Origin of the sequence: Polyangium fumosum (assembly GCF_005144585.1) — a bacterium.
Classification (GTDB): domain Bacteria; phylum Myxococcota_A; class Polyangia; order Polyangiales; family Polyangiaceae; genus Polyangium; species Polyangium fumosum.
On sequence record NZ_SSMQ01000001.1, the window covers coordinates 455,605 to 479,393 of the forward strand.

The 23,789-nt window shown below is 69.9% G+C and carries 20 protein-coding genes; 7 read left to right on the forward strand and 13 right to left on the reverse strand.

The features are described 5' to 3' along the window. Positions 1 to 17 precede the first annotated feature (17 nt). On the reverse strand, positions 18 to 1,379 hold the full coding sequence (locus tag E8A74_RS01855; RefSeq protein ID WP_136927134.1) for a serine/threonine protein kinase: 1,362 nt from the start codon (positions 1,377 to 1,379) through the stop codon (positions 18 to 20). 119 nt (positions 1,380 to 1,498) lie between these two features. Between E8A74_RS01855 and E8A74_RS01860 the strand changes: the two genes are divergently transcribed. Further along, positions 1,499 to 2,734 carry a vWA domain-containing protein gene (locus E8A74_RS01860; RefSeq protein WP_136927135.1) on the forward strand — a complete coding sequence of 412 codons (1,236 nt, stop codon included), beginning with the start codon at positions 1,499 to 1,501 and terminating at the stop codon, positions 2,732 to 2,734. 6 nt (positions 2,735 to 2,740) lie between these two features. Here E8A74_RS01860 and E8A74_RS01865 read toward each other — a convergent pair whose 3' ends face one another. The 5 genes from E8A74_RS01865 to E8A74_RS01890 are packed head-to-tail and all read right to left on the reverse strand — an operon-like array spanning position 2,741 to position 8,990. Further along, a complete protein-coding gene (locus E8A74_RS01865) occupies positions 2,741 to 3,586 on the reverse strand; it encodes an RING finger protein (protein ID WP_136927136.1) in 846 nt (281 codons plus the stop codon). Positions 3,587 to 3,636: 50 nt separating this feature from the next. Beyond that, positions 3,637 to 5,142, reverse strand: coding sequence for a 5-oxoprolinase subunit PxpB (gene pxpB / locus E8A74_RS51735; protein WP_232379326.1), 1,506 nt, complete (start codon positions 5,140 to 5,142; stop codon positions 3,637 to 3,639). After that, positions 5,139 to 5,849, reverse strand: a complete 711-nt coding sequence (locus tag E8A74_RS54540; RefSeq protein WP_136927137.1) for a LamB/YcsF family protein — start codon at positions 5,847 to 5,849, stop codon at positions 5,139 to 5,141. Before E8A74_RS54540 ends, pxpB begins: the two co-directional genes overlap by 4 nt. 20 nt (positions 5,850 to 5,869) lie before the next feature. Further along, positions 5,870 to 6,925 carry a hypothetical protein gene (locus E8A74_RS01885; RefSeq protein ID WP_136927138.1) on the reverse strand — a complete coding sequence of 352 codons (1,056 nt, stop codon included), beginning with the start codon at positions 6,923 to 6,925 and terminating at the stop codon, positions 5,870 to 5,872. 28 nt (positions 6,926 to 6,953) lie between these two features. Next, the gene (locus E8A74_RS01890; RefSeq protein WP_136927139.1) at positions 6,954 to 8,990 is read right to left on the reverse strand and encodes a hypothetical protein; all 2,037 of its coding nucleotides are present in this window, start codon (positions 8,988 to 8,990) and stop codon (positions 6,954 to 6,956) included. Between the two features lie 47 nt (positions 8,991 to 9,037). Between E8A74_RS01890 and E8A74_RS01895 the strand changes: the two genes are divergently transcribed. Next, the gene (locus E8A74_RS01895; RefSeq protein WP_136927140.1) at positions 9,038 to 10,219 is read left to right on the forward strand and encodes a class I SAM-dependent rRNA methyltransferase; all 1,182 of its coding nucleotides are present in this window, start codon (positions 9,038 to 9,040) and stop codon (positions 10,217 to 10,219) included. A gap of 49 nt (positions 10,220 to 10,268) precedes the next feature. On the opposite strand, the gene E8A74_RS01900 is transcribed toward E8A74_RS01895, so the two are convergent. The 7 genes from E8A74_RS01900 to E8A74_RS01935 all read right to left on the reverse strand — a co-directional run bounded on the left by E8A74_RS01900 (position 10,269) and on the right by E8A74_RS01935 (position 18,920). Further along, on the reverse strand, positions 10,269 to 11,933 hold the full coding sequence (locus E8A74_RS01900) for a serine/threonine-protein kinase (protein WP_136927141.1): 1,665 nt from the start codon (positions 11,931 to 11,933) through the stop codon (positions 10,269 to 10,271). Between the two features lie 130 nt (positions 11,934 to 12,063). Next, on the reverse strand, positions 12,064 to 13,254 hold the full coding sequence (locus E8A74_RS01905; RefSeq protein WP_136927142.1) for a M20/M25/M40 family metallo-hydrolase: 1,191 nt from the start codon (positions 13,252 to 13,254) through the stop codon (positions 12,064 to 12,066). Between the two features lie 544 nt (positions 13,255 to 13,798). Next, positions 13,799 to 14,563 (reverse strand): acyl-ACP--UDP-N-acetylglucosamine O-acyltransferase, encoded by a 765-nt coding sequence (gene lpxA, locus E8A74_RS01915; protein WP_170228776.1) that lies wholly within the window; start codon positions 14,561 to 14,563, stop codon positions 13,799 to 13,801. 119 nt (positions 14,564 to 14,682) lie between these two features. Continuing rightward, entirely contained in the window at positions 14,683 to 15,501 is an 819-nt protein-coding gene (locus E8A74_RS01920) for an SIMPL domain-containing protein (protein ID WP_170228777.1), read from the reverse strand. Positions 15,502 to 15,715: 214 nt separating this feature from the next. Beyond that, positions 15,716 to 17,446, reverse strand: coding sequence for a protein kinase domain-containing protein (locus E8A74_RS01925; protein WP_136927145.1), 1,731 nt, complete (start codon positions 17,444 to 17,446; stop codon positions 15,716 to 15,718). An 8-nt stretch (positions 17,447 to 17,454) separates the two neighbouring features. Further along, entirely contained in the window at positions 17,455 to 18,096 is a 642-nt protein-coding gene (locus tag E8A74_RS01930; protein WP_136927146.1) for a hypothetical protein, read from the reverse strand. Positions 18,097 to 18,212: 116 nt separating this feature from the next. Beyond that, positions 18,213 to 18,920 carry a hypothetical protein gene (locus E8A74_RS01935; RefSeq protein ID WP_136927147.1) on the reverse strand — a complete coding sequence of 236 codons (708 nt, stop codon included), beginning with the start codon at positions 18,918 to 18,920 and terminating at the stop codon, positions 18,213 to 18,215. Between the two features lie 243 nt (positions 18,921 to 19,163). On the opposite strand from E8A74_RS01935, the gene glgC reads away from it, so the two are divergent. Genes glgC through E8A74_RS01960 form a run of 5 tightly spaced genes read left to right on the forward strand, consistent with a single transcriptional unit; the run spans position 19,164 to position 23,759 of the window. After that, positions 19,164 to 20,429, forward strand: a complete 1,266-nt coding sequence (gene glgC / locus E8A74_RS01940; RefSeq protein WP_136927148.1) for a glucose-1-phosphate adenylyltransferase — start codon at positions 19,164 to 19,166, stop codon at positions 20,427 to 20,429. Between the two features lie 9 nt (positions 20,430 to 20,438). Next, a complete protein-coding gene (locus E8A74_RS01945) occupies positions 20,439 to 21,128 on the forward strand; it encodes a metallophosphoesterase (protein WP_136927149.1) in 690 nt (229 codons plus the stop codon). A 56-nt stretch (positions 21,129 to 21,184) separates the two neighbouring features. Continuing rightward, positions 21,185 to 22,087 carry a hypothetical protein gene (locus E8A74_RS01950; protein WP_136927150.1) on the forward strand — a complete coding sequence of 301 codons (903 nt, stop codon included), beginning with the start codon at positions 21,185 to 21,187 and terminating at the stop codon, positions 22,085 to 22,087. A 50-nt stretch (positions 22,088 to 22,137) separates the two neighbouring features. After that, positions 22,138 to 23,034, forward strand: a complete 897-nt coding sequence (locus E8A74_RS01955; RefSeq protein WP_136927151.1) for a 50S ribosomal protein L11 methyltransferase — start codon at positions 22,138 to 22,140, stop codon at positions 23,032 to 23,034. Next, the gene (locus E8A74_RS01960) at positions 23,031 to 23,759 is read left to right on the forward strand and encodes an RsmE family RNA methyltransferase (RefSeq protein ID WP_136927152.1); all 729 of its coding nucleotides are present in this window, start codon (positions 23,031 to 23,033) and stop codon (positions 23,757 to 23,759) included. The genes E8A74_RS01955 and E8A74_RS01960 overlap by 4 nt, the downstream gene beginning before the upstream one ends. Positions 23,760 to 23,789: the final 30 nt, after the last annotated feature.

The following is a 23,789-nucleotide window of genomic DNA, read 5'->3' on the forward strand; positions in this document are numbered from 1 at the left end:
GGCAACGGCCCGCCGCGTCAGCGTCGCTTCCTTTGGCGCCCCTCGCGCTCCGCCTCCGCGGCCTCTTCCTCGGCGAGGCGCTCGTCGTCGGGCGCGTCCGTCGTGTCGCGCACGTCCACGCGGACGCGCTTCGACGCGTTCGGATCCTTTCCGTCCTGCACTTCGATCCGGGCGTCTTCGTGCCCCAGCGCCTCGGCGCGTCTGCGGATCACGCCCTTCGCGCGTTCGAGCGCGTCGTGCGCCTTCCTGCCCGCCTCGCTCACGTTGGCCGCCGCCTCGCGCAACGCCTTGCCGAAGAAGAGCGACAAGATTTGCAGCACGAAAGGCGCGACCACGCGCACGCCCACGAAGACCGCGAGCTGCGCGAACATGAGCCCGAACTGGATGAGCCCCGCGATCGGACCGGGAATCATGTCCGAGCCCGGGTGCGACTCGTATTCACGCGCCCAGCGCTCTTGCCGCTCTTCCCAGCGCTCTTGTCGCCTCTCCCAGCGCTCGGCGCGCCGCTCCGCTCTGCGCTCTTGCTTGTCGGCTTTGCGCTCGGCCTTCGCCTCGCTCTTCGTGGCGTGCGGGTCCGCTTTCTTCGAGGGCGCCTCGCCGAGCTTCTGGAGGAGCGGCGCGAGCCGGCCCGCGCGCTTGTCCGGGTCGGGTTCGAGCATGGCCACGAGCGTGGCCACGAGCGCGGGGCGCGCCGATCGACCGAGCGCGGCCTCGACGTCGATGGCGAGGCCTTTGTGCGGCAAATCCTCGGGCTGCCGGCCCGTGAGCATCGAGACGGCCGTCGCGCCGATCGCGTACACGTCGGAGGCGGGCATCGCGCGGCCCTGGAACTGCTCGGGCGCCATGAACCCGAACGTGCCGACGACCGTGCTCCCGCCCTCGGGCTTCATCTTGTCGCGCACGGCGCCGAAATCGATCAGGGCAAACGATCCGTCGGGCCTCCGGAGCACGTTGCTCGGCTTGATGTCGCGGTGCACGACGGGCGGCGCGCGGCCGTGCAGGTAGTCGAGGATCGCCGACGCGTCGTGCAGGAAGCGGAGCACGTCGGCTTCGCTGAGCGTCGCGCCGCGCTTCTGCATCGCGGCGAGGCTCTCGCCCTCGATTTTCTGCGTGACGAGGAAGAGCTCGCCGCCCTCCTCGAAGTGCTCGACGTAGCGGGGCAGGCCCGGATGCGAGAGGCTCGCGAGCACGCGCGCCTCGCGCTCGGCGAGCTCCACCTCTTTCCAGCTCTTCGCGCCGCGCACGCGGAATCGTTTGACCGCGACCGGCTGGCCTTCCTTCTTGTCGACGGCCTCGAACGTCGCCCCTTGCCCGCCCTCGCCGAGGAGGCGCACGACCGCGTATCGACCGTCTCGCAAGTTGTCCGGTGCGTCGCTCATGGAGTCCGCAGGCACCGACGATAGCGCGGAACCGCGGCCCGGGTGGAAGAGATTCTGTGTCGTCCGCACGATTCGCGCGCATTGTTCACCGTCGCTCCGACTCGTGATAGGAAGGATCCATGCGAGTACGGAAAAAGCATTGGCTTGGGATGGCGGTAGGTGGTTTGTCGCTCGGGCTCGCGCTCGTGGGGGCGTGCTCGGCGTCGGGCGGGAGCGGGAGCGGGAGCGGCGCGAGTGAGGGCGCGGGCGCCTCCGGCGCTTCGGGGCAAGGCGGCGCGGGCGCATCGGGTGGCAATGGTCCCGGCGCGAGCGGGAGCGGCGGCGACATCTTCGTCGGGTCGAGCAGCGGCGTGGGCGGCGCGCTCCCGGACGCGGATACGTGTGCGAGCGTCTCGTCCGAGGCGACGGCGGGCAAGCAACCGGCGGATATCATCATCGCCGTCGACACCTCGGGCAGCATGTCCGAGGAGATCGCCCAGGTGCAGGCGAACCTGAACAAGTTCGCGCAGCTCATCACGGCGAGCGGGATCGACGTGCACGTCGTGATGATCGCGGACGCCACGATGTGCATCCCCGCGCCGCTCGGCAGCGGGAGCTGCAATGGGATGGACGAGAAGCTGCCGAACTACCGGCACGTCGTGCAGACCGTCGCCAGCACGGACGCGTTCCAGCAGATCCTGAGCACATATCCGCAATGGAAGGACGTGCTCCGCCCGAACGCGGTGAAGACGATCGCCGTCGTGTCGGACGACGACTCGGACATGGCCGCGAACACGTTCACGAACCAGCTCCTCGCGCTCGACCCGACGTTCCAGGGCTACAAGTTCGACGCGATCGTCTCCTTCGAAGGGGGCGATCAATGCGTTTTCCAGTGCGCCTTCAACTGCGGGGCCTGTCCATTCACCTGCTGCGACAAGCAGTCGCCCTTTTGCGAGCCGATCTCGGCGTCGGAGGGCAAGGTCTACAAGCAGCTCGTGCAGCAGACCGGCGGCGTGCTCGGAAACCTCTGCATCCAGAACTTCGACGCGGTCTTCAACGACATGGCGACCGCCGTCGTCTCGGAGTCGAAGATCTCCTGCGATTACCCGATCCCCGTGCCGCCCGATGGCACGACAATCGACCCGACGAAGGTCAACGTCGTCTACACGAACAGCAATGGCACGAAGACGACCATTTACAACGTCCCCGCGGGCCAGGGGGGTTGCGGCAATACGGGCGGCTGGTACTACGACGTCCCCAACGCCCCGACGAAGATCTCGATTTGCCAGAACACCTGCGCGGCCTTGCAGGGCGACGCGGGCGGGAAGCTCGAGGTGCTCTTCGGCTGCGAGACGCAGATCAAGCCGCCGGAATGAGCGGCCTCAATCCTCCAGAGGCGCCCACGCGTGGCGCCGGACCCACGTGCCGAAGAGCGAAGCTTGCACGACCGCCGCGGTCGTGATCACGAGCCCCACGAAATACGCCCCGAAGAATGGGATGAACCCCACCGTATAGGCCGCGAGCAGGGCGGCCATCACGCCTGCCGCGGTCGACGCGACGAACTGCCCGAGGAGCCTGCCGTAGGCCCGCGGATCGTGCGCGACGATCTTGTACCAGACGACGGGCCAGAGGCCATTGAGCGTGTGCCCCGTCAACGAGATCGCAAGAATGACCGCGGGCGTCATCGCGACCCCGATGAGCACGAGCGCCAGCGTGAGCCACACGTTCCCCGGCAGGAAGATCTCCGAGAGGATCGCCGGCCAGAAGCCGCCGAGCACGCAGACGAACCCCCGCAAGAACGAGAGAAAGAGATCCCAGCGCGAGGTAGAACGCGCCGAGAAGGGCAGCCCGGGGGCGTCGCGGCCCACGTGCTCGACGATCTGGAAATACACGGTGGAGAGCGTGCCCAGGTAGATCACGTTGAAAAACGTGGAGATCTGGGGCACGGGGAGCGCGGTGAGCCAGTAAGGCGCGGCGAGCGCCGCGAGGAGGAGCATGCCCTCCTCGTCGAAGGGGCGGCGCAAGGCGAGCATGAGGTCCTCGCGCTCCGGGCGCTCGGGCGCGGGCAGGGGCCGCGCGAAGGCGCCGCAGCGCGGGCACTTCGTCATGGGCCGCGCGTCATGGTCCGTGACGAGGAGCTCGAGGCAAGGCGTGCAATGGAGCGCGCCGCATAACGTGCATTCGTGCGTCGCGTTCGTCCCGGGGTGTGCTTGGCAGGGGCCCGCCATCGAAGGAGGAATCCTTACCCGACCCAGGCGACGATGGCAATCGCGAGGCGTCAGGCGCCACGCACGAAACGCAATGTTTTCCCCGGTCGAAGCCGCGCGAGCGCGCCGAGCGACGCGCGGCGAACGACGGCGAGGACCGGATAACCACCCGTCGTCGGATGATCCGGCCCGAGCACGATGGGCGTGCCGTCTGTCGTGACCTGCACGGCGCCCCGGAGCATGGGAATGGGCAGCGCGAGATCGGGTCGATCCCGCGGGATGCTCGCGCCTTCGAGCCTTTGCCCGACGCGATCGCCGAGCCGCGAGACGGTGAACGTGGACGCGAGGAGCACGTCGAGCGCGTCCGCGGGAAAACGGCTCCGGTGCGGGCCTTCGTCGATTGCAATCGTGGCCATTGCGTCGTCCGCGGGCGGAGCGGAAGGGCGCGAAGGCTGCGCGGTGGCTCGATCGGAATCACCCACGGGCACGATGTCCCGCCGCCGGAGCGCGCGTCCATTCGCGCCGCCGAGCCGCGCCACGAGCAAGGTCGCCCGCGCGCCGAGCGCCGGCGGCACGTCCATTCCGCCGCGCGCCGCGAGGTACCGGACGGCGCGCGGGCCTTCCTCGACACGGAACGAATCTCCATCTGCGAGATGAACGGGCGCCGCGCCGTCCACCGAAATCCACACGTCGCCCCGGGCCCGCACGAGCAGCGCGCCGAGCGGCACCTCGATCGCCGCTGCATCGGGCGTATTGCCGACGGCCTCGTTCGCGGCCGCGTGTGTCTCCGGATCGAGCGGCCCCGAAGGCGGGAGACCCCGCGCGAGTTGCCCCGCGCGTCCCCCGTCCTGCACCGTCGCGCACGCCGGCGCGGCTTCGATGACGAGGGCCCGCGTCGATGGTTCCTTGGGGACAACCTCTTTCCGCGCGGGCCCCACTTCCCCTGCCGCCACCGGCTCGAACCGCAGCCGATCCCCCGGCGCGAGCAACATCGGCGGATCACGGCTGGGATCAAAGAGCGCCACCCCGTGCGCGCGGCCGAGCAGGTTCCAGCCTCCGGGCGAATCAAAAGGATAGATTCCTGTGAAACTCCCCGCGATGCCGACGCTGCCCGCCGGCACGCGGGGGCGAGGGGAGGCGCGGCGCGGCAACACCAGCCGCGGATCGATGGGCCCGCAATACCCGAATCCCGGCAAGAACCCGACGAGCTCGACCGTCACTTCGCGCGCTGCATGGAGGCGCATGACCGCTTCTTTCGAGACGCCGAGCGCGGCCGCGACCGCTTCCAGATCCGGCCCGTCGTACACCACGGGGACCACGTGCGTGCGTCCGGGCACGTGCGCGCGCGCCGCGCCGGACGTCGCGGCCGCGATCGCCTGGACAACCTCGTCCGACCACGCGACGTTTGCCACGACGACCACGCCGCCGCCCACCACCACGTCGCTCCCCGGAAACACCTCGCGCAGGGCCGCTGCCGCCGCGTGCGTTCGCGCGGCGCGATCCGGGGCATTCTCCACGCCGAGGTCGACGTACACCGCCGATTCCCCGTACGGCAGGACCGCCGCTTCGCCGCTCACGCGCGCCCCTGCGATTCGAGGTGTCCCGCCGACACGAGCGCGTCGCGCACCGCCCGCGCAATCGTGAGCGCGCCGGGCGTATCGCCGTGCACGCAAAGCGTCTCGAACGTGCCCGCGCCCGCGAGGCGGCAGGCCTGCGCCCGCGCCGCCGCCGGATCCGTGATCAACGCGCCTTCTTGCGTGCGTGGCACGAGCTTCCCATCCGGCCCGTACGCCCGATCGGCGAACCCCTCCCGCACATAAGCGCGCCCCTGCGCCGCCGCGAGCCGGGCGAGCGCGCCCTCGGGCGGACCCACGAGCGCGACCGGAATACCGAGCGCCGCGTCGATTCCCTCGAGCACGGCCGCCGCGATCGCCGGATCCCGCGCCGCGTCGTGATAAAGCGCGCCGTGTGGCTTCACGGCCTCGACCGGAATGCCCACCCGCCGCGCCACCCGGGCGAGCGCCTCGACCTGCGTCCGCACCGACGCCGCGAGCTCCGCGCTCGGCATCCCCACGCTCGTCCGGCCAAACCCGGCGCGGTCTGGGTACGAGGGATGCGCGGCGAGCCGGGCGCCTGCCTGGCGCGCGAGCGCGCACGCCCGCTCCATCGAGGCCTCGTCGCCCGCGTGCCCGCCGCATGCGACGTTGACCATCGTCGCGATCGAATAAAGCTCCTCGGGCTCGCCCGGTAGCTCCCCGAGGTCCACGTTCAGCGATACGGCCATGACGCCCTCACCCTGCCATTCTAGGGATCCGACCGTACCACGGTCCACGTGAGCGCGTGCCAGAACGCGCCCGCCGCAATGCCCGGCTGCGCGCCCACCGCGACGAACGTGAACGCCCGCCCGTCCTCGAAATCGGCCTGCGTGAGGCCGCCCCGCGCGAGGGCCGCATCGAGCGGCGACGCCGAGGTCTTCACGAACTGCCCCGGCACGAACGTGAGGATCTCCGTCTGCGCGATCGATCCCAATTCGAACCGCGCGACCTGCCGGAACGGCGGAAACGGCCCGACGGCGCCCGCCGTGAGCGAGGGCGCGACCTGCTGCGGCATTCCGCCCTCGGTCCCGGGCACGAGCCGCACGTCGACGGAAGGCATCGGCTGCGCTGCATGCGCAGCCTGGAGCGAGAGATGGCCCTCCGCCGTCACGCGCGACATGGCCGCCGCGAGGAGGCCCGGATTCGGTGCGTTCGCCGAATACGTCGGGCCACAGGCTTCTCGTTCGAGCGGATCGGTATGGCCCGGCCCGCCGACGCAGCCCGTCGGCACGAGCAGGAGGCTCCGCTTGGCGACGAACGCCGACGCCGGGATCACGGCGACCGGCGCGACCACGACGCCCGCCGGCGTATTGCCCTCGGTGAGCGTCGCGCACCCGAGATCCTTGGTTTTCGTGAGATCCCCGGCGATGACGTACAGATACACGTCCTCGTCCGCGGGCAAGAGCATCGCCGGATCCACCCGCGCGGCCGCCGCAAACGCGAGCCCTGCCGGGTCGGCCGGATAAGGCGCGGGATCCCCGCCGTCGGGGTAGGGGACGAAGCAGAGCCGGATCGCCTCGTGATCGTTCACGCCATTGACGATCGTGAGCACGGGCGGCGCATCGGGCTCGGGCACGACCTCGCCGCCGCCCGCGCCGCCCGCGCCGCCGCCGCCCGCGCCGCTCGACGACGACGCGCTCGAAGAGGCGCTCGTCGTGGGCGGGAGCGGGGCGTCCGTGCCCTCGGCGCAGCCTGCTTCGAGGCCAAACACGAGGGGCACGAGGGCGGCGAGGAGGATCTTTGTCTGGCGAGGAAGGGCGGTCATGCGCCGAGTTTAGCGCGCGCCGGGGGATTCAGCGTCGGATCGAGTAGACGAAGCTCGCCTTGGGCTGCCGGAGCCATCGCTCGGTGATCGTCTTCTTGAGATCCGCGTACGCGCCGGGCGCATCCACGTATTTCGCGACGAGCGCCTCGGCGCCGGGTTTGTCGCCGCTGCCCTTGATTTTCGCCACGATCCCCATGAGCTTCTTGCTCGCGGCCGGGAACGCGTCGAGCTTGACCGCGAAGCAGCCCGCGTCCGTGCCATTTTGCGCTTTTTCGCCTGCGTTCCAGGTGAGGACGCCCTCGTCGAGCAAAAAGCCCACCTGGATCGCCGCGAGTTGGCTGTAGTTCAGCGGGTGCTTGGCCTCGTCGTACATCCCGCGCGAGATGTGGCCGAAGGCCCAGGCGATGTCCCGCACGTGCGCGAAGTTCGCCTTGTTCTTGTCGATCGTGCCCCGCTCGACGAGCCAATCCGTGAAATAAAGCGCCGCCGATTGCGCCTTCAGCTCCTCCAGCGTGCTCGCGAGCGGCCCGCCGAAGATCTCGCTGTCGATCTTGCCGTTCACCGCATACTGGTGCGAAGGCCCGAGGTTGTGCGCAGCCTCGTGCAGGACCGTGCTCATGAGCTGCGGCCCCGGGTCGTCCGTGTACGAGGCCATCGTCGCGCCGCAGAACAACGACGCCGCGAGCCCCCGCTGCGAGGCGATGCTGTCCGGGTCGGTATAAAAATTCGTCATCGCGACCGTGCGGCCGCGCCCCTCGTTGCCCACGGGGCCGAAGTTCGGCAGGCTCTGGCCGATCGTCGCGCCAAACGCGTCCCGCGAATCGCCCGCGTTCAAGATGACCGTGATGAAATCGGGCAGCTTGAAGGACACCTTCTGCGCCGTATACGGCGGCCCGGCGAGCGCCGCGAGCGCCTGCTCCATGTCCTGCTTCAGCGGATCGAGCTTCTCCTTCCATTCGATCGATCCCTGGTCGATCCGCGCGAAGCTCACGTGGAAGCCCGCCTTCTCGCTGCACGGCTCGAAATACGTCTCGTCCGGGCCGATGCGCAGGTACCATTTCGAGTTGAACGTGCTCATCCGCGCCCAGGCCTCGTCCGCCTCGAACCAGCTCCCGTCCCGGAACGCCTTCGCGGCAGCACGCAGATACGCCTGGAACGAGGCCTCGTCCGGATTCGTGATCGCCTCGGCCGCCGCGTCGAGCTCACGCGCCACGGCCTGCATGTCGTTCTCGTAGGCCCGCTGGTACGGCACGGGCTTGAGCGCGTCGCCCTCGCCCGTCACCACGACGAACGGATTCATGAGCGCGCGGGCATCCGGGCGCGCGGCGAGCGTTTTGCAGAAATCGGGCTTCGATTGCAATTCGGCGGGATAAAGCCCCGAGGGGACGCGCTTCTCTTCGCCCGGCGCCCGCGGGATCGCGTAACAATTGACGTCGCCCTTCGTGGGCGGCGCCTCGCATTGCGGGCCCTGGTTCCGGTAGAAGAGCCGCCGGCTCGCCGGATCGTCTGCGGGGACCTTCGACGCGAGCGAGAGCGTGCCTGTCTGCTTCTGGTAGAGCTTCTCGACGAGCCGCGCCGCCGCGAGCACGTGGTTCACGATCGCCCGATCCTCGTCGGTCGCAGCGCTGCCGCGGAAATCCGAGGCGACGAGCGTGGGCCGGCCCGCGTCGAGCTCGCGCAGGACGGCCTTGCGGCGCTCGACCTCGCCGGGCGCGAGGCCCGCGAACTTCGGACCGTTCTTCACGAAGTCCACGATCGAGGCGTACGCGCTGCCGAACGTCGGGTTGAAGGCGCCGGACGAGACCCAGGAGGACTCCTCCGTGGGCGCGGCGGCCCAGAGCACCGCGAGCTCGCTCGGATCGAGCGTGCCGTCGCGATCGGCATCCTCGGTCCAGAAGAGCGGTAGATCGAGGGCGACCGCAGCACGATTGAAGTCCGCGCGAGGCACCGCATCGAACGTGGCCAGCCAGACCCCGTCCGGCGAGACGGCCGGCGGCGCGCCGCCGCACGAGGCAGAGAGCGCGAGGACCCACGGAAACGCGAGGCGAGGCCAGGAAAAACGCATGCGCCCTTCTATCACGAGGGGCCCGGAAGTAGGCTTCCCAAAGCCCCGTGACCGCACGTGATTCGAAGACGCTCCGCCTCACCCGTTCCGCCGCCGCCTCCGTTCGTCGAGGTCATCCCTGGGTGTTTCGAGAAGGCCTCGCCCGGCCGCCGAAGCTCGACTCGGGCACGGCCGTCTCGCTCGCGAGCGAGGAGGGCGAGCCGCTCGGCGTGGGCCTCTGGGACGAGTCCTCCCCCATCGCCGTGCGCGTCTTCGGCAAGAGCGGGCGCCTCGACGAGCGCGCGTTGCTCGAGCGGATCGAACGCGCCTTCGCCCGCCGCGAGGCGTTCGTCGGGCCTGACACCGACGCCTACCGCCTCTGCAACGGCGAAGGCGACCACGTGCCCGGCCTCGTGATCGACAGGTACGCGCACGTCGCGATCGTCCGCCTCGACGGCGATCACCTCGACCCCTGGATCGAAAAGCTCGCGCCGAAGATCGCGCGCGTCCTCGCCGGGCGCGGCGTGCGCAGCGTCGCGCTCCGCCGCGCCCGCGACGAGGCCGGCGATCGTCGCATCCGCCCGCTCGCAGGCGAGGAGCCCGAGGACCGCGTGATCGTGCGCGAGAACGGGATGGCGATGGAGGTCGACCTCGCGCACGGGCAGAAGACGGGCGCGTTCCTCGATCAACGCGACAACCGCGCCCGCGTCCGCGCGTTCGGCTCGCGCCGCGCCCGCGCGCTGAACCTCTACAGCTACGCGGGCGGCTTCTCGGTCGCGGCCGCGCTCGGCGGCGCCGCGCACGTGACCTCGGTCGACGTCGCCGCCGCCGCGCACGCGACCGCGCAACGCTCGTTCCGCGCGAACGGGCTCGACCCGGCGAAACACGCGTTCGTCACGGCGGACGCCTTCGCCTTCCTCGAAGCGGCAGCGCGACGCGGCGACAAGTTCGACCTCATCGTGTCGGATCCGCCGAGCTTCGCGCCGAACGAGCGGACGAAGCCGCGCGCGCTCACCGCGTACCGCAAGCTCCACGGCGCGCTCGCGAAGGTGCTCGCCCCGGGCGGGCTGCTCTGCGCGGCGTCGTGTTCGAGCCACGTGTCGGCCGAGGACTTCCTCGACACGCTCGACGACGCCGCGCTCGGTCGCGACGATCTCTCGCTCGTGGCCATGCACGGACAGCCGCCCGATCACCCGACGCTGCCTGCGTGGTTCGAAGGCCGGTACTTGAAGTTCGCCGTCCTCGCCTGAGGGTTCGTCCGCGCGAACCCGTTGGGCGTGAAACGATCAGGCGCGCCGATCAGAAGCCGGGGTCACGCACGCTGGGCAGGTTGTCCTGGCCGCCCGGCTTCGGGGTGCCGGTGCTCTTCGTGCTCGGCGATTTCGTGGTGCCGGCCCCGGTGGTCGTGGTCGTGGCCTTCGTCGTCGCGCCGCCCTGGTTGTGCGTCGCGGGGGGCACGGCGGCGCTCGTCGAGGGCGCGGCGCTCGTGACGGGCGAGGGGAGGGGGGTCGGCGTGGGCGCAGGTGTGGTCGCCGCGGGCGCCATCGTGGTGACGGAAGGTTGCGTCGCGGGCTCGGGCGTCGTCGAGCCTTGCGAGAAGGCGAGGACCGCGCCGCCGATCGCGAGCACGCCGATCGCGCCGAACACCACGGCGAGCTTCTTCTTTCCGCCTCCCGTAAAGGCCGCGATGTCGTCGTCGACGTCGGCGACGATCGCGGCCGCCGTCGGCGACGAGGGCGCGCCTTGCGCGTGGAGCGTGCCGGGCACGAGGCTCGCGCGGCCGTGCGCGATCGTGGCGATGTCGGGCATCGATCCGGGCGGCGGCGGGATCGACTGCAGGCCCGGCGGGATCGTGGGCATACGATTGCCGAGCAGCCCCGGCGGGATCGTCCCTCCGTTCGCCCGCGCCTGCGCGAGGAGCGCGGCGCGTTGCGCCTTGAGCTGCTCGCGTTGCTCGGCGCGCTCGTCGGCGACCTTGAGGCCATCCCGAATCGCCGCGCGGCGCTTGTCGGCGCGCTCGCCGAGCATGGACCTGACGAACGCGACCACGTCCTCGTCGGGCTGCCCTGCGAGCTTGAGCTCCGCGATCCCACGATCGAGCGCGCGCGCGAACTCGGCCATCGACGGGTAGCGTTTGTCGGCCTCCTTCTCGAGCGCCTTCATGACGATCTCGTTCAGGAGCGTCGGGCAGTTCGGCATCGCCGAGAGCAACGACGGCGCCGGCTCTTTGTCGCAGATCCGTCGCAGCGTGATCATGTCGTTGTCCCCGCGGAACGGGTGCTTCGAGGCGAGGAGCTGGTAGAGCACGATGCCGAGCGCGAAGACGTCCGTGCGGCGATCCACGGCCCTTCCGAGCGCTTGTTCGGGCGACATGAACGGCACCTTGCCCTTGAGCTGGCCGTCCTTCGTCGCGCCCGTATCCGAGACCGCCGTGGCCTTGGCCACGCCGAAGTCCACGATCTTCACGACGCCGTCGTACGTGACGAGGATGTTCTGCGGCGAGACGTCGCGGTGCACGAGCCCCACGAGCTCGCCGGCTTCGTTCTGCAGCTCGTGCGCGGCATGCAGGCCGAGCGCGGCGTTGAGGCAGACGCGGAGCGCGATGAGCATCGGGACGCCGCCCTTCTGCCGGGCCGCGCGCGCGAGCTGGCTGAGCGGCTCGCCGTCGATCCACTCCATCACGATGTAGATCAGCCCGTCCTGCTCGCCGAGATCGAGGATCTCGCAGACGTGCGGGTGGCGGATGCGCGAGGCGAGGCCCGCCTCCGCGAGGAACATGTCCTCGAACTGCGGATCCTGCGACAGCTCGGGCAGCATCGTCTTGACCGCGACGATCTTCTGAAAGCCGCGCGTGCCCTTCATGCGCGCGGCCCACACGACGGCCATGCCGCCCTGCGCAATCGGCACGAGCAGCTCGTAGCGCCCCAGCGTATGCCCCGCCCCCACGTCCCCGAGCGAGCTCATGCGTCCCCCCTCAAAGCCCCGCGCGCGCACAAAACGCGGCCGTCCAAGCTCCTCGCCCGGTCTCGCAGCTCGTACCTCGCCGGACCCTGCACGATGTCGTCCGTCAGGATCGCAGAAGGACGGCCAAGCCTCAAGAAGATCGCAACAAGCCGTCCGGGTCGAAACTCTCCGCGCAGCCCAGCAAAAACCGCACGATCGCCTCTGCCTTCGGCACGAGTGTCGCCACCTCGATGTGCTCGTCGTGCGTGTGAAAGCCCGCGCCACGCGGCCCGAGGCCGTCGATCGACGGGATGCCGAGCGCCGCTGTCGTCGCCGCGTCCGAGCCACCGCCCACGAGCGGCGCCTCGCCGTCGCCGAGTCCTGCTGCGCGCGCGCACGCGGCATACGCTTCGTAGAGCGCTGCAGAAGCCGCTGTACGTTCGAGCGACGATCGCGCGATGCCGCCCATCACCGTCAACGTCGTCCCCGCGATTGCCGTTTCCTTCGCCACGTTCGCGAGCGCTGCGAGGAGCGCCTCTCCGTCGGCGCGCCGCTCGTAGCGGAAATCGAGCTCGGCCTCGGCGTGATCGGGCACGGTGTTTTTCGACTGTCCGCCGCGGATCGTTCCGACGTTCACGGTCACGCCGCGCGTGGCGTCGGTGAGCTGTTGCGCGTGATCGATGAAGCGCGCGAGCGCCCAGATCGCATTCGCGCCGTCCGCGTGCGCATTGCCCGCATGCGCGGCTTTCCCCGCGGCGACGACACGCGCGCTGCCCGTGCCCTTGCGCGACGTGATCACGAGGTCCTTCGCGCGCCCCGCCTCGAACACGAGCGCCGCGCGCGCGCCGGCGAGCTCCTCGGCGATCACACGTTGTCCCTCGGGAGAACCAACCTCCTCGTCCGACACGATCACCACGCGCATCGGCACACGCGCGAGCACGCCCACGTGCGCGAGCGCGCGCATCGCTTCGAGCACCACGACGAGCCCGCCCTTCATGTCGAGCACGCCGGGCCCACGCGCGATCGGCCCCTCGCGCCGGAACCCCTCGAAGGTCCCCGGCGGAAACACCGTATCGAGGTGCCCCACGATCGCCACGCACCCCGCGGCCGAGCGCTCCGCCGCCTCCGTCCGCGCGACCCAGTGCGGCGCATACCGATCGCTCGCGCGCGCGCGCACCGAGCTCACGCCCTCGATCCCGCGAAGCTCCGCCGCGAGCATCTCGCCCACGCGCGACCCGCCCGGCACGTTGTCCGTGAACGAGTTCACGCCGACGAGCGCTTCGAGCAGCAAGAGCGCCGCTTCTTCCCGCGCCCGGAGGTGCGTCTTCGCCGCCTCGATCATGCGCGGAGCTTCGTCCAAAACGCACGGATTGACGAGCCCTCCGCGCGCCTTGCCCGCGTGATGGCGTGCGCTACATGACAGGGAATCTGGACAAGGCGCGGTTGTTGGTTGGGGCAGGGTGCGCGGCCGGATGAATTTGCTCCACACGCTGGAAATCCATGCGTCCGAGATCTTCGTGGGCATGGGTGTCTTCGGGTTGAGCCTTGCGCTCAGCCTGGCCGCGGTGGCGCTCGTGGTCGTGCGGCTCGACGCCGCGCACTTCGAAGAGGCGCGGGGCCCAGGGCGCTTCCTCGCCGGCCGTCCGGCATGGCAGCGCGCCCTCGGGATCGCCGGCAAGAACCTGCTCGGGTTTTTCCTGGTCATTCTCGGGATCCTGATGTCCCTGCCCGGCGTGCCGGGACAAGGGTTGCTCACGATCTTCATCGGCCTCGTCCTCCTGGACGTCCCCGGCAAACGCGCGATCGAGCGGCGGATCGTGGCGATTCCAGCGGTGCTCCGTACGTGCAACCGCCTGCGCGCTCGTTTCGGCAAGCCGCCGTTTACCTTAACGGCGGGGCAGCGCGCGGAGGAAGGCGACGAGCTCGCGGACAAACGGATCCGAGACGGATTCGAGCCGCGCGAGGGCCTCGGCGCGCGGAAGCTCCCCCACGAAGAGCGCCCGAAACGCCCGCTTCAGCGCGACGCGTGATTCGAGCGGAACGCCCGTCCGTTCGAGCCCCACACGGTTCAACGCGCGCACGCGCGCCCGGTTTCCCTCGGCGATCACGAACGGCGGCACGTCACGCTCCACCATCGACCCGCCCGCGAGGAACGCGCGCGCGCCCACGCGGACGAAGGGCGCCACCGCGACGTGACCACCCGTCACCACGTGATCCCCGAGCACGACGTGCCCCGCGAGCAACGTGCCGTTCGCGAGCGTGACGCGATCCCCGACGACCACGTCGTGCGCGACGTGCACGCCGACCATGAAGAGCCCCGCGCTCCCGATGCGGGTCACGCCGCCGCCGTGCCCGGTGCCGCGATGCGCCGTCACGTGCTCGCGAAATAGGTTGTCGTCGCCCACGACGAGCGTCGTGGGCTCGCCCGCATACCGCCGATCCTGCGGCGCGCCCCCGATCACGGCGAACGAATGGACCACGTTGCGGCGCCCGATCCGGCTGCCCGCCGCGATCACCGCGTGCGCCTCGACGCGGCAGCCATCGCCGATCTCGCAGTCGCCCTCGATCACGGCGAAGGGGCCCACGACGACGTCCACGCCGAGCTTCGCCCCGGGATCGACATGCGCGAGCGGATGGATCGAGACGGCCACGGGCGGCGCATTGTCGTGACGGGCGCCGCGCTTGGCAAGGCGAACCCCCTCGAAAGAAGCGCCGCGCGAGGCCGGCCGGCCGAAGCCTGCGCCAAAACCTCGCGCGGACGCGGGATCCGTCAGTGGTTCGAGAAGTGGTACCGGGCGGTCACGCTCGCCGTGATCGTGAGCTCGCCGGGCTCGATCGTCGTCTCGATCTTGAGCGAGGCCGCTGCGATGCCCGCGTCGAGGAAGATCGGCGACAGGCGGCCCTGGGATCCATCCAGGCTGTGCAGCCCGAGCAGACGCACGCCCGACGTGGCCGCGAGGATCTTCGCGTTCCGCTCCGCGTCCACGGCCGCGAGGTGCAGCGCCTTGGCCTGCGCTTCCTCCGGGCGCGCGAGGAAAAACGAGATCCCCTGCACCACGTTCGCGCCCGCGCTGACGCCCGCGTCCACGAGCTTTGCCGCCTGCGTCCCGAGCTCCGTCACCTCCGCGGGGCGCAGCGTGATCGACAGCGTGTTCTGCGCGCGATAGCCGACGATCTTCGCCGCGCGGCCGGCCTTGGGCTCGTCGTGGAGCGGCTGGATCTGCAGCGCCGCCGTTTGCAGCGTGAGGCCGTCGAGGCCGAGCTTCTCGATCGCGCTCGTCACGTGCGCCATCTTGCGGGCGAGCTCGGCCTGCGCCTGCTCCAGCGTCTTCGCCCGGACCTCGACCCCGAGCTCGGCGCGCATCGCGTCGGGCTTCGCCACGATCTGGCCCTGGCCGCTCGTCGTGATGAGCTCCGTGAGCTGCTCTTGCAGGACGATGCTCGTCTGCCCCTTCGCGCCCTCATGCGCCCCGGCGCCGCTGCTCTTCGCCTCGGCCTTCGCATGCGCGGAAGCGCTCGGGGAAACGAACGACAGGACTCCGAGCACCGCGCCCGCGAGACGCGAGCTGGTCTGGAGAAGTTTCGCCATGGCCATGATGTCCCCCCCTTTTCCCGCGCGGGTAACGTGTCTCCGCGCGCGATTCACGACATGGCGGACGAACCGCCACGTGCTCCGAGGCGAGCATGGGGCCCGCGCCGTGCTTTGGCCAGATGGGGACGGACGGACGGCTCGGACGCGAAAACGGCCCGCTACGAAGGCAAAACGCCGCGGGCCGTGGGAGGGGAAAACGCGCGCGGAACGATTACTTGCACTTCTTGAAGAGACCGACGCCCGTGCATTTTTGGCCGGTCTTCGCCGTGCTGGTCGGCTTCGTCGTCGCCGTGGGGGTCGTCTTCGCCGTGCTGCCGCCGCCGCTGCCGCTCGACTTCGCGGTGCTCGCGGTCTGCGCCGTCTCTTTCGGGGCCTCGGCGAGCTTGAATTCCTTCTCGAACTTCTTGCCGGCCTCGATCGTGATCTCTTCGCTCTGCGTGACGTACCCGGCCTTCGAGAGCTCGATCTTGTGCGCGCCCGGCGCGAGCTTGAGCTTCGACGGATCCTCGATCGCCTTGTCGTCGACCTTGATCGTGTCGCAGCCCGGGCTGCACTTGATCGCGACCTCGACCTCCTCGGCCGCGGGAGGCGGCGTCGGCGGCGGCGCCTCGCCCGTGCCCGTGGGCGCGCCGCTCTCGCTGCTCGTGGTGGGCGCGCCCGTCGGCGTGATGGCAATCGGCGCGTTCGGGTCGTCGCCCTCTGTCTTGTCCTTGCCGCCCATCACGATGAACGCGCCCACCGCGCCGCCGATGAGCAGCACCGCCGCGACGCCGATGATGATCGGCAGCTTCTTCGAGCCGCCGCCGCCATCCATCGGCAGGCGCGGCGCCGCCGTCGTCGGCGCCATCGGGCCGGGGCCCATGCCCATGCCCATGCCCATGTCCGCGTTCGCCGGCGCGCCAGCGCCCTGACCACCCATGCCCGCCCCGCCCATGCCCATGCCTGCGGGCGGAGGCGGCGGCGGGTAGCCCGAGCCATCATTCTGGCCCACCGGCTGGTAGACCGGCACGGCGGCCGTCGGGCCCATCGGATCGGCGCCGCCGATCGCGGGGAACGCGATGGTCGCGTTCGTGGCCATCTCGGGCATGTTCGCCGCGGCCGAGAAGGCCACCGCGAGCTCGCTGGCCTGGCGGAAGCGCTCGTTCGGATCGATCGCGAGCGCGCGGTTGAACACGGCGTCGAGCACCGGCGAGACCAGCGCGCCGAGCTCCTGGGCGCGCTGGGACGCGGGCTGACGCGGGCCGACGAGCTCGTGTTGCCACGACGCGAGGTCGGGCTGCGCGCCCTGGCACGAGCGCCAATATGGCCGGCCCGTGAGCGCGTAGAAGAGCACGAGCCCCATCGCGAACACGTCGGCCGCGGGGCCCGCGGGCGCGCCGCCTTGCATCTGCTCGGGCGCGACCCAGGGCGCCGCGATCCCGTAGCCCTCGTTCGTCTGCACGTAGCTCCGCGCGAGGCCCGCGCCGAAGTCCATGATGCGCACGGCGAAGCCTTGCGGCGCGACGAACACGTTCGTCGGCTTGAGCGCGTGGTGCATGAGCTGCCGCACGTGGGCGTTGTCCAGCGTGCGCGCCATGTTCTGCGCGATCTGCGAGACCTCTTGCGGCGAGAGCGGGCGCTGCGAGACGAGCTGCGCGAGCGACGGCGTCGGCGAGAGCTCCGTCACCGTGAAGGGCGCGGCGGTCTGCGGATCGTAGCCCGCGTCGAGGACCGGCAGCACGGCGTCGGGCGGCAGCCCGTTCGTCGCCGTGTAGATCTGCTCGATCATCGTCATCACTTCGGGGCGCTGCGCGATGGTCGGCGCGTAGATACGCACCGCCATCGCGCGCCCCGTCGCATCGACGACGCGGTAGGTGGCCGAGGAGCCACCGTTGCCCAGGAGAGCCTGGACCGAGTATTTCTGCGCGATGACGTAGCCGGTGGAGAGCTGGGGCGCGGTCACGACGTTCCTTATTCGGCCTTGATGGACTCGATCGCTTTGCTCACCGCGCCCATGCCGGCCTCGTCATCATCGGCTGCGAAGCCCAGGCCGAGCAGCGCCGGTTCGCCGTCCTTGAGCGGCGCTTGCAGCACGAGCAGCGTGCCCTTCTTCTTGCCGCGCTCCGAGCCCGCCGCCGTCCAGACGTTGAGCTTGACGCCGTTGACCTCTTGCACGTTGTCGGGCTTCTTCCAGTTGACCTTGTAGCCCTTCGGCAAGGTGACGGTGGTCGTCTTGACGAGCTCCGCCAGCGCCGTTTCGCGCGCCGCCAGGTCCTTCTTCGCGTCCTTGTCCGGCGTGTACGAGCCGAACACGACAACCGCGCCCTCTTCCGAGGCCTGCGCGATCGTCTGCGACTCACCCTGCGCGTACACCCACTTTTCTGCGGGCTGGAACAGGACCTTGGCGCTCTTGACCTTCGCCGTCGTGTCCTTCTTGGCGGCGCACTTCTCGTCGAGCGCCTCGCACTTCGGAGGAGGCGGCGGGGGCTTCACTTCGTCCGTCTCACCGCCCGTCTTCGACGGGTCGTTGGGTTCGGGTTGGTTCCCTCCGCAGGCCGCGGCGACGAGGAGAAGAGCGAGGGGGGCGATTGCTTTGAAGGTGCGGTTGACCATGCGCAAATCCGAGCGTGTCAGATGCCAGCCGGCGTCCGCAAGTATTTCGGGTCTCGCCCCCCCCACCTTCGCCGCCGGATCCTGGGGCGCGGGGAGCGCACGGCAGAAAAAAAGCGTCAGGGCTTCTTCTTCATCCCGGGCAGGTAGGCTTTTTCGGGCGCCTGCTCGAGGAACTCGATCTTCTCGGCCGTCATGATCCCGTACTTCGGGTTCGCGGCGGCGCCCGAGCTCGCCTTCGTGAACGTCACCGAATAGGTGCCCGTCACCTTGACCTTCGCCCCGATGTTGGGGATCGGGTTCGGCAGGTCCGCGCCCCAGAACTCGTCGGCGAGCTTCGCCTCGCCTTCCTTGCCCTTCGGCTGCTTGTCGATCGCCTCGATCAACGTGAAGACCTGCGCGAAGTTCGACGCCCAGCCCATGACGTCGATCATGTCCTTCGTCTCGCCCTTCTCGTCCGCGATCGCGAAGGTCGGGATCGGCGCCTTGCAGTCCGGCGCATCCCCCTTGCCCGTCTTGTGGATCGAGCACGCCGGCGCGTCGGCGTAGTTCGTCTTGACGATGTAGCCGACGATCGACACCTGCTTCGCGTTGACGTCCTCGAAGTGCACGCGGCTGCGGAGATCGTGCGTGATGCCCCAGATCGTGAACGCGCCGTCCGGCGTCTTCTTCTGCTTCTGCGGGAGCGTCGGCACGGCGGGCAGCGCGGCCTTCTTGCCGCTCACGGCGGGCTTGGCCTTGTACGGCTCCTCCGACGGTCCGCAGCCGAGCACGGCCGAGCCTGTCAGGGAGGCGAGGGCGAAAACGAGTGCATGTCGGACGTTCATGGGTCTCTCCGGGCCGCTCGAGGGCACGCCCTCGGGCACAGGCAGCCGCCCTGGGTAGGGGGATTGGGCTGGAAAGGGCTAACACGATGGCGCACGGCGCGTAAAGAGATTCGCCGAAGGAGAGGGGCGCGGGAGCCTCGACCCCTCATAACGAGGCGCTCGAGCGGCCCAACAGGCCCGTCCAAACCCGTCGGCGTCGTGAGCGTCGCGTAGGCCACGAAGGTAGGGTAGTCTCCACGAACCATGCGCGAGACGAAGCTGCGCGCCCCGTTCGAGACCTCAAGTGTCCTCGTCATGATCCTGGCGGGTGGGGAAGGCCGGAGACTCGGCCCTCTCACCTCGGATCGCGCCAAGCCGGCGGTTCCGTTCGGCGGGCGCTACCGGATCATCGACATCGTGCTCTCGAACTTCGTCAACTCGGGGCTGCACAAGATCAAAATCCTCACGCAGTACAAGAGCGCGTCGCTCGACGAGCACATCGCACGGGCCTGGCGCCTGTCGCCGATGCTCGACAACTTCATCGAGACGATCCCGGCGCAGCAGCGCACGGGCAAGAGCTGGTTCAAGGGCTCGGCCGACGCCGTCTACCAGACCCAGCACGTCATCACGGACGAGTCGCCCACGCACGTCTGCATCTTCGGCGGCGACCACGTCTACAAGATGGACATGCGCCAGATGCTCGACGAGCACCTCGAGCGCAACGCCGAGGTGACCGTCGCGGCCATCCCCGTGCCGCGCAAGGAGGCCCGGGAGTTCGGCGTGATCGAGGCCGACGCGAACGGCCGGATCATCGCCTTCCACGAGAAGGTCGCCGATCCGCCGCCGATGCCCGGTCACCCCGACCTCGCCCTCGCGTCGATGGGCAACTACATCTTCAACACGGGCAACCTCCTCGACGCGCTCGAGCAGGACGCGAAGAACGAGCAGAGCGCGCACGACTTCGGGCGCGACATCATCCCGTACCTGGTCAAGAACGGAAAGCGCGCGTTCGTCTACGATTTCCAGACGAACCGCGTGCCCGGCGAGGACGAAGGCTCGAACGCGTACTGGCGCGACATCGGTACGATCGACGCGTACTGGGCCGCGCAGATGGATCTCATCAGCGTCCAGCCCGCCTTCAACCTCTACAACCAGCGCTGGCCGATCCGCACCGCGATGAGCCATGATCCGCCGGCGAAGTTCGTCTTCCGCGACGAGTGGAACGCGCGCGTCGGCATCGCGACCGAGAGCCTCGTCTCGCTCGGCTGCATCATCTCCGGCGGTCGCATCCATCGGAGCGTCCTTTCGAACCGCTGCCGCGTGAACTCGTTCAGCCACGTGGAGGAGAGCGTGCTCTTCGAGAACGTGGTGATCGGTCGGCACGCCAAGATCCGCCGCGCGATCATCGACAAGGACGTCGAGGTCCCGTCGGGGGCCGAGATCGGCTACAACCTCGAGGAAGACAGGAAGCGCTGGTACGTGAGCGAGGGCGGAATCGTCGTCATCCCCAAGCGCGCCAAGATCGGCTGAACGGGAGAGATGGGTCGAACGGTCGTGGTCGGCGACCTGCACGGATGCAGGGGTGAACTCGAAGATTTGCTCGGCCACGTCGGGTTCTGCGCGGACGATCGTCTGATCTCCGTCGGCGACCTCGTCGTGCGCGGCCCCGATCCAGCAGGCACGATCGAGCTGCTCCGCAAGCTCCAGGCGCGCGCCGTGCGCGGCAACCACGAGGATCGGCTCCTGCGTTACCGGCAAGCGCCGCCGGGCATCGGCCCGCAGCTCGGGAGCCTGCAACGCGAGGTCGTGCGCGCGCTGCGCCGCCGGCACTGGGAGTACCTCGCGTCGTTGCCGCTCTGGCTCGACCTGCCGGAGCACGGCCTGCGCGTCGTGCACGCCGGCGTCGATCCGACGCTGCCGATCGAACAACAGAGCCCGCGCACGTTGATGTACGTGCGTTCGCTCAACGTCGGCGGCACGCCCGAGGAGCGGCGCGGCGCCATCTTGTGGGGCGAGCGGTACGTGGGGCCGCCGCACCTCGTCTTCGGGCACAACGCCCTCGAGCAGCCGCAGATCCACCGTCACGCGACAGGCATCGACACGGGTTGCGTGTACGGCGGCCGCCTCACGGCGATGGTGCTGCGCGCGGGTGAACACCCGCCGCCGCCCGAGGATCGCCGGAGCGTGCTCGTGAGCGTGCCGGCGCGAAGGACCTACTACCCGCGCTGAAGAGCGATCAAACCGGCTCTCGCCAACGGCGCGCGTTTCCGGCTACCCTCTCGCCCATGCGCTCCGTCTGGCCTCGCCTCGCCGCGATGCTCGCCCTCACGGCTGCTTGCCATTCTGCGTTCGTCGTCGCGACGCCCTCCCTCGCGTTCGCGCAAGCCGCTGCCAAAGGCGACAAGGCCAGCGTCACCTCGCTCATCCAGCGCGGCAGCGCGCTCTTCGACGACGCCGAGTACGAAGAGTCGATCCAGACCCTCTCGGCCGCGCTCCTGCGCCCCGGCACGAGCAAGCAGGAGAAGATCGAGATCTACCGCCTGCTCGCCTACAACTACATCGTGCTCAAGCGCGCGGACGAGGCGGACGCCGCCGTGCGCGGGCTGCTCGTGCTCGACGAGACGTACAGCTTGCCGCCGACCGAGTCGCCGCGCTTCAAGGACTTCTTCAAGGCGACGCGCGAGAAGTGGGAGTCCGAGGGCAAGCCGGGCCGCGAGAAGGTCGACTCGCCTGCGGCCGAAAAGCCGATCCGCATCATGCACACCTCGCCCGCGCAGGTCCCGCCGGGCACGTTGATCAAGCTCACGGGCCGCGTCGAAGATCCGGACGGCCGCGTGCGCGCGATGCAGCTCGCGTATCGCGCGGGCGCGGAGGGCAAGTTCATCCTCGTGCCGGCGAGCTACACGCTCGGCGAGTTTCGCGCGCAGATCCCGAGCGACGCGGTCAAACCTCCGCTCGTCGAGTACTACCTGCAGGCGATCGACAAGGGCGGCTTGCCGCTCACCTCGCGCGGCGACGCGGCCACGCCGCTGCGCATCGCCGTGCCTGCGGCGCAGAAGGGCGGCGTGCTGACGAGCCCGTGGTTCTGGGTGCCCGTCGGCCTCGCGGTCGTGGGCGGCGGCGTGGCCGCGACGTACATCCTCCTCAACCAGAGGACCTCGACCGTGACGATTCGCGTGACGGAGTAGCCGATCCCGAGTGGCCAAGAGGCCCGATCCGCGCCAAACCTGCCTCACCCATGACCGAGCCCGTTTATCCGTTCGTCGCCGTCGACGTCCCTCGCGATCGAGTTGAAGAGCTCGGCGCAACCCTCTTCGATCTCGGCGCCATGGGCGTCGAGGAGCGCGACGAGCAGACGCTCGCGAAAGGCGCGGGCTCCGGGAAGGTGACCCTCGTCGCGAGCTTCTCCACGCGAGAGGAAGCCGACCAGGCGATCGCGGCGCTCGTCGAGGAGGATGCCTCGCTCGCGCCGCGCATCGAAGAGATCGTGGGCGACGCCTGGCGCGACGCCTGGAAGCAGCACTTCGAGCCGTTTCAGTTCACGCCCGACGTGATCGTGGTGCCGCCGTGGGTCGCGTACGAGAAGAAGCACGCGGACGAGCACGTGCTCGAGCTCGAACCGGGCCGCGCCTTCGGCACGGGCTTGCATGCGACGACCGCGCTCGTCGCCGAGATGCTTCACGATCGTAAGAGTTCGCTCTCCGGCGCGCGTGTGCTCGACGTCGGCACGGGCAGCGGGATCCTCGCGCTCGTCGCGCTGATCTACGGCGCCGCGAGCGCGCTCGCGATCGACAATGACGCCGAGGTGATCGACGTCGTGCGCGAGAACGCCGAGCGCAACCACCTCGCCGATCGCATCGTCGTGCGCGAGCAGACGATCGAGAGCGTGACCGAGCCGTTCCCCGTGGTGCTCGCGAACATCGAGACGCGCGTGCTCCGTCCGATCGCGGAGGATCTTGCGCGCGCGGTTTCGCCTTCGGGCCTCTTGATCCTCTCGGGCATCCTCGCGGCCGAGCACGACGAGATCGTCGCGCGGTACACCTCGCTCGCGCGCCCGCTCCGCCACCTCGAGACGCGCCGCCGCGGTGACGGTACGGGTGACGACTGGGTCGCGATCGCGTTTGCTGCGTCATGAGAGGCCCGCTGCGTGTCCCCGTCGCCCGCGTCGAAGCGGGCTCTTCGATCCTCGACGAGGACGCCTCCCGCTACGTCGCGCGTGTGCATCGAAAGCGCCTCGGGGATCGCGTGGTGCTCTTCGATCCCGACCGTGCGATCGAGGCTGACGCCGAGATCACCGCGATCGATCGCGCGAGCGTCGCCGTCGTCGTCGAAGCGCCGCGCGCGGCCACGTTCCTCCCGGCGCGCCGCGTGACGCTCCTCCAGGCCACGTGCAAGAGCGATAAGTTCGACGCCATCGTGCGCGACGCGACCGAGCTCGGCGCGAGCCGCGTGGTCCCGATCAACGCCGAGCGATCCGTGGGCCGCCCTGCGGACGGCCGTGCTGCGCGGTGGCGGCGCATCGCGGTCGAGGCCGCGCGGCAATGCGGACGCGGCGATGCGCCTGCGATCTCGTCGCCGATGGAGCTCGTGGAGGCCGTGCAGCTCTTCGCGTCGGGCGAGGGCGTGAACGGCTTCTGCCTGGATCCAGCGGCCGACGCGCCGCTCGGCCCGGCGCTCCGGCGCCTCGGCCCGGAGGTCGAGCTCGCGTTCGTCGTGGGCCCCGAGGGAGGTTTGTCGCCGGCCGAGATCGAGGCCTGCACCTCGGCTGGCCTCGCGCGTGTCTCGTTCGGCCCGCTCACGCTCCGCGCCGAGACGGTATGCGCGGCGGTGCTCGGGGCGGTCGTGCTGCTCTCCCGATAACGTCCCCGCCGGGGACAAACACCGGCCGGG

What these genes read in the sequence shown, in the direction of transcription:
- E8A74_RS01935 (WP_136927147.1), bottom strand. Translation starts at nt 18,920, where the DNA reads ATGAACGTCCGACATGCACTCGTTTTCGCCCTCGCCTCCCTGACAGGC.
- E8A74_RS01860 (WP_136927135.1), top strand. Translation starts at nt 1,499, where the DNA reads ATGCGAGTACGGAAAAAGCATTGGCTTGGGATGGCGGTAGGTGGTTTG.
- E8A74_RS54540 (WP_136927137.1), bottom strand. Translation starts at nt 5,849, where the DNA reads ATGGCCGTATCGCTGAACGTGGACCTCGGGGAGCTACCGGGCGAGCCC.
- E8A74_RS01885 (WP_136927138.1), bottom strand. Translation starts at nt 6,925, where the DNA reads ATGACCGCCCTTCCTCGCCAGACAAAGATCCTCCTCGCCGCCCTCGTG.
- E8A74_RS01905 (WP_136927142.1), bottom strand. Translation starts at nt 13,254, where the DNA reads ATGATCGAGGCGGCGAAGACGCACCTCCGGGCGCGGGAAGAAGCGGCG.
- E8A74_RS01960 (WP_136927152.1), top strand. Translation starts at nt 23,031, where the DNA reads ATGAGAGGCCCGCTGCGTGTCCCCGTCGCCCGCGTCGAAGCGGGCTCT.
- E8A74_RS01950 (WP_136927150.1), top strand. Translation starts at nt 21,185, where the DNA reads ATGCGCTCCGTCTGGCCTCGCCTCGCCGCGATGCTCGCCCTCACGGCT.
- glgC (WP_136927148.1), top strand. Translation starts at nt 19,164, where the DNA reads ATGCGCGAGACGAAGCTGCGCGCCCCGTTCGAGACCTCAAGTGTCCTC.
- E8A74_RS01920 (WP_170228777.1), bottom strand. Translation starts at nt 15,501, where the DNA reads ATGGCGAAACTTCTCCAGACCAGCTCGCGTCTCGCGGGCGCGGTGCTC.
- E8A74_RS01855 (WP_136927134.1), bottom strand. Translation starts at nt 1,379, where the DNA reads ATGAGCGACGCACCGGACAACTTGCGAGACGGTCGATACGCGGTCGTG.
- E8A74_RS01930 (WP_136927146.1), bottom strand. Translation starts at nt 18,096, where the DNA reads ATGGTCAACCGCACCTTCAAAGCAATCGCCCCCCTCGCTCTTCTCCTC.
- E8A74_RS01900 (WP_136927141.1), bottom strand. Translation starts at nt 11,933, where the DNA reads ATGAGCTCGCTCGGGGACGTGGGGGCGGGGCATACGCTGGGGCGCTAC.
- E8A74_RS01890 (WP_136927139.1), bottom strand. Translation starts at nt 8,990, where the DNA reads ATGCGTTTTTCCTGGCCTCGCCTCGCGTTTCCGTGGGTCCTCGCGCTC.
- E8A74_RS01955 (WP_136927151.1), top strand. Translation starts at nt 22,138, where the DNA reads ATGACCGAGCCCGTTTATCCGTTCGTCGCCGTCGACGTCCCTCGCGAT.
- E8A74_RS01865 (WP_136927136.1), bottom strand. Translation starts at nt 3,586, where the DNA reads ATGGCGGGCCCCTGCCAAGCACACCCCGGGACGAACGCGACGCACGAA.
- E8A74_RS01945 (WP_136927149.1), top strand. Translation starts at nt 20,439, where the DNA reads ATGGGTCGAACGGTCGTGGTCGGCGACCTGCACGGATGCAGGGGTGAA.